The 15,487-nt window shown below is 40.6% G+C and carries 13 protein-coding genes; 8 read left to right on the top strand and 5 right to left on the bottom strand.

The window, feature by feature from the left end:
* Positions 1-206 precede the first annotated feature (206 nt).
* The gene (locus tag H580_RS23860) at positions 207-1,448 is read right to left on the bottom strand and encodes a helix-turn-helix domain-containing protein (RefSeq protein WP_051217368.1); all 1,242 of its coding nucleotides are present in this window, start codon (positions 1,446-1,448) and stop codon (positions 207-209) included.
* A 701-nt stretch (positions 1,449-2,149) separates the two neighbouring features.
* Between H580_RS23860 and H580_RS0109645 the strand changes: the two genes are divergently transcribed.
* Positions 2,150-2,965, top strand: a complete 816-nt coding sequence (locus H580_RS0109645; protein WP_157282828.1) for a hypothetical protein — start codon at positions 2,150-2,152, stop codon at positions 2,963-2,965.
* 39 nt (positions 2,966-3,004) lie between these two features.
* Here H580_RS0109645 and H580_RS0109640 read toward each other — a convergent pair whose 3' ends face one another.
* Complete coding sequence (locus H580_RS0109640) at positions 3,005-4,267, bottom strand: glycosyltransferase family 2 protein (RefSeq protein ID WP_051217367.1); 1,263 nt, start codon at positions 4,265-4,267, stop codon at positions 3,005-3,007.
* 301 nt (positions 4,268-4,568) lie between these two features.
* On the opposite strand from H580_RS0109640, the gene H580_RS23855 reads away from it, so the two are divergent.
* Positions 4,569-5,483: an AraC family transcriptional regulator gene (locus H580_RS23855; RefSeq protein ID WP_051217366.1), complete on the top strand. Its 915-nt coding sequence runs from the start codon at positions 4,569-4,571 to the stop codon at positions 5,481-5,483.
* Between the two features lie 91 nt (positions 5,484-5,574).
* Here H580_RS23855 and H580_RS0109630 read toward each other — a convergent pair whose 3' ends face one another.
* On the bottom strand, positions 5,575-6,654 hold the full coding sequence (locus tag H580_RS0109630; RefSeq protein WP_028594592.1) for an ankyrin repeat domain-containing protein: 1,080 nt from the start codon (positions 6,652-6,654) through the stop codon (positions 5,575-5,577).
* A 238-nt stretch (positions 6,655-6,892) separates the two neighbouring features.
* On the opposite strand from H580_RS0109630, the gene H580_RS0109625 reads away from it, so the two are divergent.
* Complete coding sequence (locus tag H580_RS0109625) at positions 6,893-7,900, top strand: DUF4303 domain-containing protein (protein WP_028594591.1); 1,008 nt, start codon at positions 6,893-6,895, stop codon at positions 7,898-7,900.
* Between the two features lie 160 nt (positions 7,901-8,060).
* Here H580_RS0109625 and H580_RS0109620 read toward each other — a convergent pair whose 3' ends face one another.
* On the bottom strand, positions 8,061-8,804 hold the full coding sequence (locus tag H580_RS0109620; RefSeq protein WP_245583534.1) for a hypothetical protein: 744 nt from the start codon (positions 8,802-8,804) through the stop codon (positions 8,061-8,063).
* A gap of 206 nt (positions 8,805-9,010) precedes the next feature.
* On the opposite strand from H580_RS0109620, the gene H580_RS0109615 reads away from it, so the two are divergent.
* The 3 genes from H580_RS0109615 (at position 9,011) to H580_RS0109605 (ending at position 11,748) form a co-directional block, all read left to right on the top strand.
* Positions 9,011-9,769, top strand: a complete 759-nt coding sequence (locus H580_RS0109615) for a spr1630 family ClpXP-sensitive toxin (protein ID WP_028594589.1) — start codon at positions 9,011-9,013, stop codon at positions 9,767-9,769.
* Positions 9,770-9,799: 30 nt separating this feature from the next.
* The gene (locus tag H580_RS0109610; RefSeq protein ID WP_028594588.1) at positions 9,800-11,008 is read left to right on the top strand and encodes a spr1629 family repressor/antitoxin; all 1,209 of its coding nucleotides are present in this window, start codon (positions 9,800-9,802) and stop codon (positions 11,006-11,008) included.
* Between the two features lie 308 nt (positions 11,009-11,316).
* The gene (locus H580_RS0109605) at positions 11,317-11,748 is read left to right on the top strand and encodes a hypothetical protein (protein WP_051217365.1); all 432 of its coding nucleotides are present in this window, start codon (positions 11,317-11,319) and stop codon (positions 11,746-11,748) included.
* Between the two features lie 196 nt (positions 11,749-11,944).
* On the opposite strand, the gene catA is transcribed toward H580_RS0109605, so the two are convergent.
* Positions 11,945-12,604 carry a type A chloramphenicol O-acetyltransferase gene (catA, locus tag H580_RS0109600; protein ID WP_028594586.1) on the bottom strand — a complete coding sequence of 220 codons (660 nt, stop codon included), beginning with the start codon at positions 12,602-12,604 and terminating at the stop codon, positions 11,945-11,947.
* A 622-nt stretch (positions 12,605-13,226) separates the two neighbouring features.
* Between catA and H580_RS0109595 the strand changes: the two genes are divergently transcribed.
* Positions 13,227-14,057, top strand: a complete 831-nt coding sequence (locus tag H580_RS0109595; protein WP_028594585.1) for a MerR family transcriptional regulator — start codon at positions 13,227-13,229, stop codon at positions 14,055-14,057.
* Positions 14,058-14,259: 202 nt separating this feature from the next.
* Entirely contained in the window at positions 14,260-15,276 is a 1,017-nt protein-coding gene (locus tag H580_RS0109590; RefSeq protein ID WP_425414125.1) for an agmatine deiminase family protein, read from the top strand.
* Positions 15,277-15,487 lie beyond the last annotated feature (211 nt).

Genomic DNA, 15,487 nt, shown 5'->3' with positions numbered 1-15,487 from the left:
TCACCTTTTTTATACGTTGGTGAGTGAATCTCCCCATTCACTCACCATTGAATCGGTTCCCCACTATTATCATATATTGGGTTTTCAGGTGAACGTGTGAAAGTATGTTGTGGGCAACCTAACACAAAAAAGACACCTAATTATAATAGGCGTCTCTACGTACGTGTGTCATAGTTAATTAATATTAAATCAAAACCTTTATTAAACTAGGATTGACGAGAATAAACCCAACTAAAGCAACTTAGTTGAGAAAACAACTGCAAGCAACTTCGTTTACTTTCAATGTTATTTATACTCGCATATGCATAAGCTCCTTTGATATAGCTGCTTATCGCATGTATAACATCATTAACCTCGGTATAATAATCACCTTTGAGTTTGTAGAATCGAGCAAGTCCTGCTTTTTCTAGAGGCGTCGAATATATTTGCTCGTGAATCCTTCCCTCGTAGGTTAAAAGGAGATTTTTAATTTTATCTATATGATCGTGCTCGAAACAGAATGCCATGTATTCAATAACGATGTGAACAGTAAAAGAGGCGCTACAAAGCTGAAGACATTTTTCGAACTGTTCAACTGCAAGAGCTTTGTTGCCGTTTTTTACATTTAACAAAGCCATGATTAAGCGGTCATTGTCTCCCTCAATGGAAGGGAAGCATTTCTTGTATTCTTCTGCGTATTTTTCAGCAAGAACATATTCGCCAAGGTGATAGTAAGACCCCCGTAAAACATGGGTAACATGCGCTCTTAGCTCATTTGTTCCTTTTGACGCATATTCGTCCTCTAAAAGCGCCTTGGAATGTTGAATACAATCGCTATATTTTCGCAATGAATATGCATGGGCTGCTAAGCGATAGTAAAGGCCGGTACGCTCTTCTGGGGGAAGCTGCTCCGTATATTTTAATACGTAAACACCCGATTCATAGGTAGCTTTTAACTTGCTAAAATCGTTTCGCTCAATGAGGTATTCCTGGTACAAAGAACGCGCTAAAAAGGTCACGACTCCATGTCCTCTGGAATAGCGTATGATGGTTTTAAATAGAGCCAACTTAATATCGGTGTCTTCTAAGTTACAAGTGGATTTAAAAAGTTGTGAAGTGGATTCATAACTGTCTGCTCGTTCAGCCTCAAGAAATTTATTAGCGATCTTAGAAATGAGAGGAATTGATCCTTTTGCTTCAATAGTTTCATTTAGCATGAGAATAAGAAATTCAGGGCTTCGCTCAACATCGATATATAGTGATGTATATTCGTCATAAGGGATGTTTAATGCTTCAGACAGTGCCCGTAACGTCTTAAATTCGGGCTTCTTTACCTCACCATTTTCGATTTTTGAAATAGTTCCTTTATGCACGTTTGACAAACTTGCCAAGTCATTCAGAGATAACTTCGCCTTGATCCTGTGCTGTCTTATTAAATCTCCGAATGTAAGTATCGTAGTTACTACCATCTTACATTCACGTCCTTTACAATTTTTAAAACGTACCGAACACATGAGAAGTTCGTAATGAAGTACATTATGAGGTCTGAAAATTAGAGGGAATTTATGTTTTATTTGATATGTTAGATTATAACTTATCGTTCTATGTTGTCAAATTAATATTAAACACTGTTCGAAAGCAACGCTGACAATTAAAATTTGAACTGTTCCAATCCGGGTATTATCGGTAACTAGAGGGCGATTCATTTTTAAAACTTATACATGCGTCTGCTTCTTTGCTAAAAAATTCATCTTTATGTAAAAACAGATTTTATGCAAAATGTAGAAACCCCTGATCATAAATACTAATGTAATTGTAACTAACTGATTCCACAACTCTGGACTATTTTTACACAAGTTAAAGTATAGCTTATCAGAAATTAAGATTTTTCAGTTGACAATTTACATAAAGATTGTTAGGTCTCCTTCTGTCTTGAGCAGGCTCTTATGATTTGTGGGCAAGTGTGGATTTTTCAATTCCATTGTTGCCTATTACACAATTGCCCATAGACTATGGTAAGTATTCAACAACCTCAATCCCATCGTCAACAGGAGGAGTCACTTTGAAAAAGAAAGCCAAACAAGATCAATTACGCTCTCAAAAAGCGCCCCGCGCCAAAACCAAAAATGTAGAGTATGCCTTTCCCCCCACCTCACAAAAGCATAAATCTGTGAAAGGATTCACCCGAACCGTTCCCGGCTCTTTACTCTTCATCAATTCATTTACTGGCGCTGGGGCTACTGCTCGATTAGACGCCGCTGGTAACTACACATACGTTGGATCACTCTCTGGATTTTCAAGATGGACACATGTCGTTGGAGCACCTAGTGGTGGCATACTCTTCTATGACGCCAATACCGGCAATGGCGCTACAGCGAAGCTCGATGCCGCTGGCAACTATACGTTTGTTGGTTCTCTATCTGGGTTCGGCAATTGGACACACATCACCTCTGCCAATGAGAATGGTCTCCTTTTCTATAATGCCATAACCGGGGCCGGAGCTACCGCTTTGCTTGATGCCAATGGCAAATACACATTCGTTAGCTCGCTCTCTGGGTTCTCCAAATGGACGCATGTCGTTGGAACTCCTAGCGGCGGCATACTCTTCTATGATGCCACCACAGGAAATGGCGCTACCGCTAAACTAGATGCCGCTGGCAATTACACGTATGTTGCTCCTCTATCTGGCTTCGGCAATTGGACACACATCACCTCCGCCAACAAGAACGGCCTTCTCTTTGTTAATACGATCACTGGTGCCGGCGCTACCGCCTTGCTGGATGGCAACGGAAAATACACATTCGTCAGCTCGCTCTCTGGATTTAGCAGTTGGACGCATATTGTTGGAACTCCTAATGGAGGCATCCTGTTCTACAATGGTCTAACGGGCAATGGCGCTACGGCTCGGCTTGATGCGGGAGGCAACTACGCCTACACCGCCCCGCTAACCGGATTCGGAAGCTGGACACACATTGTAGGTGTGTAAGCACTAAAATGAAACCCGTTAGTTTTTACTAACGGGTTTTTAGGTTGCTTTATTCTTTTCTTCTAATTCAATATCATTCAAATGAATGGCTCTCGTATGCTTTGTTGGATTCCAGTTCACGTTCTTCATTGTGATTAAAGACCAAATAAATAAGGGTACATAAGTAAAGTTGAAGAAATATAGGTATACATAGCTTCGGAAGATACTTACTTTATGATTTGAATCGAGAAGCTGTGCGTATCCTACATAGACGAATTGGAACAACAGACATGACATCCAAACTTGCCAAGGAATTAAAGGATGCATATCTGATAAGTTCGTAGCAATAGATACCAACACAAGAATACCTGTCATCGCACTCAAAACAATTTTTCCGGGATTGATGAGATACATAAAACCATCAAATGCTTTCACATCTAGCTTACTAATAAACCGCCAAATCAATCTATGAGAATATTTGAAGCAAACATCCCAGTGACCCCTTGCCCAACGAAGACGTTGGATGCAAGAAGATTTGAAACTTTCTGGCTTCTCATCATACACACGAGCAAAATGACACCATTTAGCAGGTACCCCTTCAAGCAAACACTGTATTGTAAATTCAAGATCCTCCGTCAAGGAACGAGCGGTCCAGCCAATTTTTCGGAATAGAGCTGTGTCTACGCAAAATCCTGTTCCACCAATTGCATTTCCCAAGCCTAATCTGGACTTCGCAAGCTGCCAAGATCGATTCATGAAAATGTAACTTACCGAATAGCCCATGGTCACCCAATTGTCATTCGGATTTTTGGAGTCAAGGTAACACTGAATCAATTTATCTCCGTTCAATAAATGGTTGTTCATTTCTTTTAAGTAGTTCAAAGAAACTAAGTTATCTGCGTCGAAAAAGGCAATCCCGTCAAAATCATTGTCCATCCTATCACCATACTGCTCAATCGCGTATTTGATCCCATATGGTTTTCCTTTTCGCTCTCCTGGCAGATAGGTATGTTCAATAACAGTAGCCCCAAGTTTTCTAGCAATGTCACCTGTGCGATCACTACATCCGTCGGCAATCACACACACTTCATAGAGCTCCTTTGGGTAATCCATTTTATGAAGATTTTCTACAAGATTACCGATCACTGCTTCTTCGTTATGTGCGGGAACCATAATAATAAATCTTTTATATGGTGCATGGTCTTCCTGTCTCTTTGGTTTCCCAAAGCCAAATAGGCTGATAAACAACCAATAAACCCAGAAGAAGAGTAGTAGATATTGAATAAAGGTTAATCCAATACCCAATACATACTCAACACTCATTACTGTTCCACCCTTTTATTTTATTTTCTAAATACGATTCAGTAGTGCGAGAACAACAACCATCTTAGCATAAAGAAGTTAAAAATATCCATTAAAGCTTTGTTTGCATATAACAAGCAAATTGGTAAACAAGCTATTCCTTGCATCCGGGAGCAATCGAATGGTACGTTACATCAGAATACAACGTTTATTCTTCAAACTACGGCCTTAAGATAAGCCACCACCATGATATTTACGTGCATGAACTGCAAGGCTCCACTTAATACTGTCTCCTATAATTTATATTGAAAGGAGGTCCTGTATGGATTGGCTGAATCGTATGCACCTTGCAATGGAGTATATAGAAACACATCTAACCGAGACCATTGATTACGATCAGGTGGCTAAGATCGCCTGTTGTTCAACTTATCATTTTCAACGAATGTTCTCATTCATAACGGATGTACCGCTTTCTGAATATATAAGGCGTAGGCGACTTACTCTTGCCGCCTTTGAGCTTCAGAGGGGAAGCGTTAAGGTTATCGATATGGATTTGAAGTATGGTTACGAATCACCGGAGGCTTTTTCCAGAGCATTCAAAAAAATGCATGGTATTATGCCTGTTTCAGCACGTAATAAGGGTGTGTCACTGAAAGCCTATCCTCGGCTCTCTTTTCATATTTCAATTAAAGGAGATGTGGAGATGGACTATAGAATTGAGGATAAGCAAGCTTTTGAAATGTTTGGCGTTTCAACTACAATTCAGGCTAACGGCGATCATCCGTTTATTGAAGTTCCTGCTTTTTGGAGCAAATGTATTTCTGACGGTACGGTTGCTCGAATTCGAGATGCTGCAGGTTTAGGTGAAAATGGCCAAATTCATGCGGTATTGTACAACCACCAAGGCCATGTGTTTTCGTATATGATTGGATACTTTATGCCTCAAAGCGTTCTTCCAGAAGGATTTGAACAGCTATCGATCCCTCAGCAAACCTTTGCTATCTTCCCAACAGGTCTATATCCCGATGGGCAAAGTAAAATTCAAGAACTATGGAAGCGCATTTGGGCAGAATGGTTTCCGACCTGTAGTTACGAACCTGCAAGTGGCCCCGAGTTAGAAATGACCTACAGTAGAGGCAACAACATGTATGAGATGGAAGTTTGGATACCTGTTACGAAAAAGTTGAATAATGAGCTGACTAATCAAGCAACTCATTGCCTCAATTACGAAAAATAAATGAAAACACCTTCAAAAAAAGCTCCTGTATCCTAAGATAGGGGGCGCTCTTGGAGGTGTTTTGCGTCAATAACTAGTGTGATCTAGTCGCTTATAAGTCCCCCTCAAGAAACTTAAAGAGGTATCCTTCGGGCTGTTCGAAGAATGCAGCGAAGCTGCACAAATCCGCATAGGTCTGATGTTCCACGTCATAACAACCTAATTGACCCTTTTTCTTCGGGTTCCATACCAGCTGCAAACTGGAGTAATTATCAATAGCAGCTGATAGACGCAGCAGCTTTTGCCGACCCACTTTCAACTCAATCGTATCGGTCAAGGTGAAAAAGTCGATATATCTAATCTCATATTCATTTTGAGCTAGCTCAAGGCGCAGCTTGTCCCCCGTAAGGAACTGAACTAAATCGTTGGGCAGTTTATAAGCTCTCAAAGCATACTTTTTGTTCTCTAGTTGATGCAACTCTTCTGGCTCCAACGATTTTAAATATTCAGCCAGATCTTTATTTTTATTGCTGACCGCAATGGTATAGGGGCGCTCGCCATCCTTTTCCGCTAAAGTAACATCTGCGCCGCGTTCAATCAAATATTTTACCATTGATACATTGCCCATTCTTGTTGCAACCGTTAATGGAGTCGCTTGATAAGGATAGACCATATTCGGTTCATTATAGTTAATGTCCACTCCATGGTCGAGCAAATACGATACGGTCTTCAAGTCATGATCGGACACGGCCTGGCGTAATACATCTCCACCATGCTGCTTCATATCCAATCCAAGCTCCTGAATGAGCGGAATGTTTTTCTTTTTGCCATAGTAGGCCTGTGAGTAAGCACCTGACCCTACCTGATTGAGCAGATCGAGCTTGGCACCTTGTGCTGCAACATAACGAATAATATTTTCATTGCAGTAACGAACTGCTCGTAAAAAAGATGGATTCAAATCGACATTCAAGTTCACACCGTGCTCAGTCAATAGTTGTACAACGTCCAGCCTCTCCAATAGTAACGCCACATCCAATGGGCTAAGTATAGTATGCTCGCTAAGTACAATGCCTGCTTCGATATCCCAACCTGCTGCAATAGCAGCCTGCAAGGCCGGAATATTTCCGTTATAGATGTGTTCCGCCATTTCTGGCAGCTCCTCGAATGTCCCGATATCTTTCAGCTTAATCATTCCATAACCACTCCTACCCTTGAAGGTTTAGGAAAAGTATAGAAAACTGTGCAGCAAAATACACGAGGCTTAGGGCCTACAGGGCTGGGCAACTTAGGCAAACACGTATTCAGCCATATTCTAGCTTGCTTCATCTTTCATTCCATTTTATAAAAGGGTAAAATTTGATGGAGAAGGTATGCTTTCATAGGCGTTGAATATTGCTTACAAGTTCAATTCGAAAGGGCGGAGTTCCAGCATGAGTGGTTATGATGTACATATCGGCAAGCTAATCAATGGGAGACGAGCGTTGGAGGGCATAGGGAAATATATGCGCTGTACTCCTGATTTAACGATAGCCGAAATCGACTCAAGTACTGCTATTGATGGCATTGTAGTTAGCGCTAAAGATATAGAAGACGCTTTATATGAATACTGTACAGCTGCGTTAGAAGATTATATCGCAGGGGGAAACAATAGAGACGTTTATACTTTTTCCATTCATACGGATACGTATCATGGTAGCTACATGATATACATCAACAATTTAGAAAGTCTGAACCAAAGCGTAGAGCAGACTCTTAGTCAATCTCTTCAACAGAAAAATCGCCTGAATCATCCAACTCGTGAACAGCTCTATCATGAATATAAATACGCAGAAGCCGACTACTCTTTTATGTATGAAGACATGCCAGAACGGCTTGAAAATTGGCTGAGTGTATTTTGGTGTATCAGCGTAGAAGAACCCCAGCATCTTGAGATTGACCAAAACTATTTGTTCGAGAAAACACTCTTCGACTCCCAACTGTTTTTGATCGCTATTGATGTTATTCAACGTTTGCAGCAAGCGTTTCAGAAGTTGAATCGCACAGATGATTTCATCGCCTACGTATCCGCAGCAGATGGGGTAGGTGGTGATTACCTAACTACGAGCCAATTGATTCGAAAATGTGTCAGTAAGGAACAACTGTATAAGGCAATGCCTGACGTAAAGGAAATGGATGATGCGTTCGAGCAAGCTGTATATGCAGTACAGCAGAAGCCCCTCCCTGAACAGGTTCAGCATTGGGTTGCGGTCGTTGAGAAAGGGGAGTTCGGAAAGAACAGCCCCTATAACTTCTCGAAAACTGACTATGAAGTATATGAGCAGTTAATGGAACTCGGTGAAGCGGCTGTCCCATACATTCAGGAGCATGTAAATGGTGAACTCAAAGAAGGAACCAAATGGATTTTAGAAACGGTACTGCAAGATCAGCCTAAGGGGTAAGATGTCCTACGTATATTTAGCGAGAATGTAACGAGGTCGAGGTATCCTTGAAATTGTTTTTGCTGCTAGTAGCATGGGATACCTCTCTCTATTAGATGCGATTAATTAGGCACGACTCCTATGACCACTAATTATTGTCTCACCCTCAAAAATTCTGAGATCATCGTGTATGCTCTGCATACCTTTCGCATCCTTTTGACAACAGCCATTGCTCCATTAAAGTAAGCAGCTGCTGCGCATCATGATTATAGAAAAGTCCCACCTCTTGCCCATAAGCATAGTTAAACCTTATATAGCCACCCATTTCCTGATAGAACAAGAGACACGTATATTCGTTCTCTACAATTTGATCAGCTGGAAAATCCATTCGACACATAGCAGCTAGTTCCTCTAATGACAGTCGACCCTTGTCCGGTGGCAATCGCAAAAAGAGATGGCTCTGGGCGTTGGACCACGGCTCGTAGTAAATAGCTCCTTCTTGTTCATTTCCATACACTAGACGATAAATTTCATCCAGCACCATTGCGTAAATTCCTTCGTCTTGTAATTCTCTCTCCTGCAAAGTAAGTGCCTTGACTTGCTCATCATGCCTGGGCAGCCAAATTAATTGTTCCGTCTGAGGATGGATCGCGAGAAAATCACCGTCCACCGTTGTGCCGATAGCGACGCACTCTGCGATCTGCTGCTGCGTAATTGGGCTGTCTTCATCGTGCTCCCAAATATCGTACTCAGCAAAAGGCTTAAGCACTTCCGTATCAGGGAATTGAACGTTCATCCACCCTCTGTAAGTGCCTTCTCCAAGCTGTCGTAAAAGATGTAAGTATCCAGACGGAAAAGAGTCACCCTCTTTATACGGGATGGCTTGCATTTTTTCATCTGTTAAAGGCCTTGGCCGAGATACCATATACACGAATACTCCCCCTTTTCCTGAATCAGCATTTCCTTTAACCCTATATTACTAAATAGCAGAAGGGACTAGCATCGGCCTTTTGTATGAAGAATACCACTTTGGGAAACTACTTTAATAAAAACAAAAAAAATCATTTTCACCCACACCTATTTCGATTAGAATTAAAGCTGACTTCATCCTATCGAAATGGAGTGTTTAATATGGACCAATACAAATTTAATGCTGAACGCAATAAGATGATTGTTAATGCAATTGTAGATGGTTATCGTGACTATATTGAGCATCGTAAGGATCGAAAGGTAAAAATGAAAATAAGTTCGGCTTTCTCCTGGACGAAAGGTAATTTTATTGAAAGCAAAATTGCTGAGGAATGTATGGCTCATGGCTTTACATATAAGAAAGCTAAGGCTGGATTGACGTGGGATTATCTCCAATTCATCCATGAAGACTCCAAACTTGTGTTTCTCATTAAAAATGCCGCTTATTTTAACGAAGATTGCTTTTCTCAAGCCAAGCTGCCTAACCATAGCGAAAAGCACGGTCCACGTCGAACCTATCTTCATGAACTCTCTAAAATTAATGGAGATTTAACCTTTTCTCCATCACAGCGCTCATCGAGAATAAGGAAAGAGAGCGAGAGAGTGGAACAACTTGCCTTATGGGTTTCCAATGATCAGGTAAGAATGGATCTGGAGACATTCAAATCGTCTTACACTCAATTCCATATACTCACCTATTCACTTGATGATGCCTATCAAGTGTCGGAGATTATGCACTATTTGCCTAATCCCCATGATAACATCGCTTATCTCGTCGACGATTTGTCAGACTTTATTTTAGGAGCTGAACTGACCGATGAGGAACGCGAATTGATTGCACCAGAAATGAATGAAGATATTATGGACCCAGCAGCCTTCGATATCGGGATATTTGAAGATGAACAACATATTCATAAATAGATGGTTTTAAGAAGTAAGGAGGGAGCAAGCATGTTTATTGGTGAAAACATCACCAATTTGCGAATCATGCACGGATATTCACGAAAGCAGCTCTCTGAAAAGTTAGGTGTTACAGAACAGGCCGTCTGGCAGTACGAGAACGCTTATACATCTCCGAAAATGCAGATCGTGAACGAGTTAAAACAGATTTTTAGTGTGAAAAGTAAATACTTTTACTCAGAGGACATGCTAGCACGGCTTGCAACGCCCGCTAATGTCGACGTCATGAATATTGCCTATCGTTCAAAAGTATTGAATGTGATATCCAAGACACAGACAGAAGCAAAGCATGTTGAGTTTGTAGATACGTTTGTAAACTATATAACGGCCAAAGTCAGTCTCCCGACCCTTAAGATTATTAAATTACGGGATGAGGTCATTGAATATTTAAATCACACAGAGGATGATAGGACTGCTCAGATCTATCATGTTGCTCATTTAGCGCGTCAGCGACTCGATTTGGGACAATCCAATAACGATGATCTCATGTTCCTAATCGAAAAGAGCGGTGTGTTCATTTTTGAAAAGGCAATTGGTGAAGAGATAGATGCCTATAGTCTTTGGACACGTAATGATCGAGCGTATATTATTTTAGGCAATATGAAACGTTCTGCGGTTCGGAGAAACTTTGATATCGCACATGAATTAGGGCATCTGCTGCTCCATTATCGTCTAGAATTTACGAATCTTGACCGAAAAGAGCACAAACAGATCGAAAATGAAGCCCATTTATTTGCTGGAGCATTATTGTTGCCAGAAGATGAATTCTCATTGGATATGCAGGATATTTCCTATATAACCAATCCCGATGATTACTTGGATTTGAAGAAGAAATGGAAAACTTCCCTGCAAGTAATGGGGTATAGGGCAGCTCATCTTGGAATTATGAGCGCAAAAGATCATCGGAATTTTTATGCGGCATTGCATCGAAAAGATTATTTGAAAATGGAGCCGCTCGATGAAGCAATCCCGATCCAAAAGCCGATGAAAATGAAGTCCATTATTGATTTCGTTTCAAAAAAAGGCCTAGTGGATGTAACGCACATGATCGAAAACGATTGGAAAGCGGAAGTACCCTTCTTTCATCATATGACAGGGATTAATTCTGACTTTTTCCATAAGTATATGACGAGAACTTTAGACTTCGGCATCGATAATGTGACGAAGATTCCAGAACGTAATTCTGGTGATAGCATGTAAGTAAGACAGCTCTAGGCATGGCATGCAAAGTTGTTAGAGTTGTATTCCGGTCAAGTTGTAAGGCCATCCCTTAGGGATGGCCTTACTTTAAAAGCTTAACTCTTCAATATAAAGAGGCTACCTATCATAGGCAGCCTCTTTTTGAATGCTCGCTAACGATAAATACGATTAGCGGGTGTAATTGGGCAGGTTTTTTGCTTATTTCAATGAAAGTGGCACCTTTAAGCAGTACTTTGTGTGGTGATGGCATTCTTCTCCCGGCTACATTGATCTCATGAAGTTCAATTTTAACGAGGAGCGTGCTTAGGATGACACAACAACAAAACCCAACAAGACAACTAATAGGACAATCATGGATTAGGAAAGTTTTAATGGTGAATGGCGTTTCTTCCGGTGGGACTGCTCTGCTGCTCCTTTTATTTCCCGGGTTCGTTGGCGAACTTACCGGTCTGGATAATCAGGCGGCCCTGATGGGGGCTGGCGCTTACCTACTCCTTGTCGTAGCTTTTACATTTATAATAGCGAGCAGAAAAATCGTTGCTCCTAAAGCCGTGCTTACTTTATCCGTAATTGATTTCCTTTGGGTTGTCAAAGGCGTCGTACTGCTGGGAGCAAGCAGTCCCTTCCTAACAGCTATCGGTACAGCTGCGGTCATTTTTATTACTGTGGTCGTCGGCGTATTCGCGGTGCTTGAGGCGGTTTATTACAACCACAACCGCTCTTATGACAATGCAAGGTAGCAATAGATGTTGAGGGAAATTTAGAGCCTAATAGAGCTTATCGACATGAAACCGTTATAATAACAGGAGCTTCGAACCAACTTATATATTATCGCTTTTTCATATTTCGCATTGTTGATAAAATCAGTAATAAGGCTGCTCATCCTAAGCAGCCTTATTATCCATTAATGTAGGGATAACCAGCTTACTGTGACAGTCAATCGTTAGGCACCCAATTCCTACAGTTATCTGCCATCAGTTGCATCTCTTTGAACAACATACCTGCATGATAGCCATCACACACAGCATGGTGAAGCTGCACAGACAGAGGTAACAGCATTTTTTCACCTTGCTTATCGTATTTTCCCATCGTAAATATAGGCTGAAGATAACTGCCATCCGTATAAATGTTCAAGTTAAAGCCCGTAAAATGAACCCACGGAATGCTGGAAATCGGAAAGGTAGCTGGCGGCTCATTAGGCTTAGCGATTAATCCTTTACGACTGCCAAACTTCTCTACATCATCCAGATAACCTTGATAGAACTCGCCAAAATCTTTACTCCAAGCAGTCCAAATCGTTGAAAATGTCTTATCATCATCATGAAAAATAGTAAAGCTGGGCGACAAACTCTCCCAATATCCCAGCTGACCTTCGGCATTCAAACAGATGCGAAATTCGCGATGTCGGTTTACCATAGTCGTTATCATATAGATTAATGCTGGATACAGCTTAATACTTTTGTTCTTAACTTCTGCATGCAAGCCACTAATATCAAGATTAGCTGTCATACTGAACGTACATCTGACATTGTGGAAATAGTGCTCAAAATAAGGTTGTCGGCTCCAATCATCAACATTCAATGGTTTAAATATCATCGTTATACCCTCCTAAAATCATTTTGCGCTCTGATTTAGGAGGCTTGATCCACCGACTTAACCATATCCTCATCACGATCCTGATCATATTTTTAACACCTATTAATTATATTCTATTCAATCCATCTAATCAGCACTTAACCAACACTATCGGCAGATTCAGTTCCATTAACGGTCGCCACAGAGGCTATTCTGCTTACAATTGCTCATATTGAAATGTAACGGATGTCAGAGAGCCTATTTATCAGAAAAGCGTTGAAATTTATGACTTTTGCTAAAATAAGCTCTCGTAGAACCGTTAGCTTATTATGAAGTGATATTTTGTGAAAATAACGTCAGTGGCAACCGTTAGAGGACCTTTAGAGTAACCATACGCTACTACAGCGACTTCACGCAAATTGCCCACCGTATATCGCAACTCAGAGCTGACGAGGGAACTTATTCACGTTTGGTCGCAACTTATTTCTTTGCTTCATAGTACAAAATAAATCAAAGTAAGATCGCAAACCATAAGAAAGTGAAACAACTACAGTCAGCATTAAGCTTATACTGAACCTATGTCGGCAGAACGCTCCATGAAATTATTTACGTTTTTCACTTTCACACGCTAAGGATGAGAGACATGTACACGATCAGCAGATTTTCGCAGCTTTGCAAAATGAGTGCGCGTATGTTACGGCACTATGATAAAGAAGAGCTTTTAAAGCCCGTCCATGTAGATATCACAAACGGGTACAGATATTACGAGAAGGACCAATTGGAAACGGCATTATTGATCAAAAAGCTGAAAGAATATGAGTTTTCCTTACCGGAGATCAAAACGATCGTTCAGGCATCAGACCGAGCCTTATTTCCTAAATTGGTACAATCGAAAATTAATGAATTATCCAGCGAAGTGAATCGCTATCGACAGATCATTGCAGAAATGCAAGAAATGATGGACACAAACTTGGATATCATTCAAGGGGAAAGAAGACCATATGATATATGGCTTGGGATGAGAAACGAGATCCGTATTTTGAGCCAAAGATTGCAGATACATATAAAGGACATGGACAAGTACATAGATGCCTTATACGAAAATGCGGGACAACATCAGCTGCCGTTACTTAGTACTCCGTCCACCGTGTTTTTTGATGAAGAGTTCATCCCTGACCATAGCGATATTGAATTGATTGTCCCGATCATGCATGGCAATGACAAAGACGAAGCCGCATCAAAAGAATGGCATATCAAAATATGGCCTGAAACGTACGTGGCTACAACCTTGCATATCGGAAGCTATGACGATATCGGATACGCACATATTGCGCTTGAAGAATGGATGGAAAGCAACGGATATCAATTAGCCAGCCCTCCCTATGAAACATACTTGAAGGGTTATGAATGTGAATGCGATGTCCGTGAATATGTAACGCAAGTTTTTTTCCCGGTCATCAAAACAGCAGAATAATACCCGCTTGACCTTAACACTATGTCAAAGCTTATTCTACAACCAAGAGAGAACATCCACCTGTAAAGGAGAAAATGAGATGAATAAGATGATGGTATTATGTTCAGGGGTATTAGTAACAGCAGGAATATTAGTAGGATGCTTTCACAGTTCACCTGCGGAAAGTCATAGCGCCAAAGCAAAAAGCGTAGGCAAGTATACAATGCCTGATGAGAGAAGCAAACATGAAGGTACGTGGCTGCAATGGCCTCATAACTATACGTATGGTAAAGGTCACAAAGAAAATCTTGAGGACATTTGGATCGAGATGACCAGCGCCCTAAGTGAAGGAGAGAATGTTCATATTATCGCTTATGACAAATACGAAAAAGAATATATTTATGATCTTCTGTATGAAGAGGGCGTAAATATGGATAAGATCGATTTCTATATTGTGCCTACGGACGATGTATGGGCAAGAGATACGGCACCTATTTTTGTATACGATAAAGATAACAATCTTAAAATGATGGACTGGGGCTTTAATGGTTGGGGCAAGAAAACACCATTTAAAAAAGATGCTGCCATTTCCAAAAAACTGAGCAAACAGCTTGGCATGGAGAACATTGACCTCAATGAAGTCGTACTCGAAGGTGGCGCATTTGAGCTTGATGGTAATGGTACTTTCTTATCCACACGCAGCGCAGTTACCAATAAAAATCGAAATGCGGGATTCACAGAGAAAGAAATAGAAGAGTATATGACAGAGTATCTTGGCGCTACTAATTTTGTTTGGTTAGATGGAGTGCCAGGGCTAGACATTACTGACTTCCACATTGATGGATTCGCGAAATTCCATGACAAATCCACCATTGTAACGATGAATGAATACGATTTAGAAGAATGGGGTGTCACTAAAAAGGATATTAAAACCCTAATGAATGCTAAGAACGTATCCAACCAGCCGTATCAGTATGTAAAGCTTCCACTTACTAAGAAAAATGTCAAACTAGATAGTGGAAAGAACTTGGGATACAAAGGGTCTTACATCAATTATTATATCGGGAATAACGTGGTACTCGTTCCGAACTATAACGATCCTAATGACAAAGTAGCAAATGATAGGATTCAAAAATTGTACCCCGACCGTGAAGTAGTAGGTATTGATGTACGTGAACTTTATAAAGATGGTGGTATGATCCATTGTGTAACGCAGCAGCAGCCCATCGATTTAAAGTAATCGTGTTACCATAAATCTTCTAGGCAATATGTAAAAAAATAAAATACACAGCTACACATTAAGAGAGGAGTCATGACGGCTGCTCTCTTTGTTTATATTCAACGACCAGCTGGTTAACCTTAATTCCATCATTTTCAAACTACATAAGTTACGCTATAATAATAAAAATATATTTGGGATAAAATTCCTTTTATAATTTATATGTATACAT

It is taken from the genome of Paenibacillus assamensis DSM 18201, assembly GCF_000422445.1.
Taxonomy (GTDB): Bacteria; Bacillota; Bacilli; order Paenibacillales; family Paenibacillaceae; genus Paenibacillus_B; species Paenibacillus_B assamensis.
Note: the sequence above shows the minus strand (reverse complement) of the source record. Positions and strands in the feature narration are given on the sequence as shown.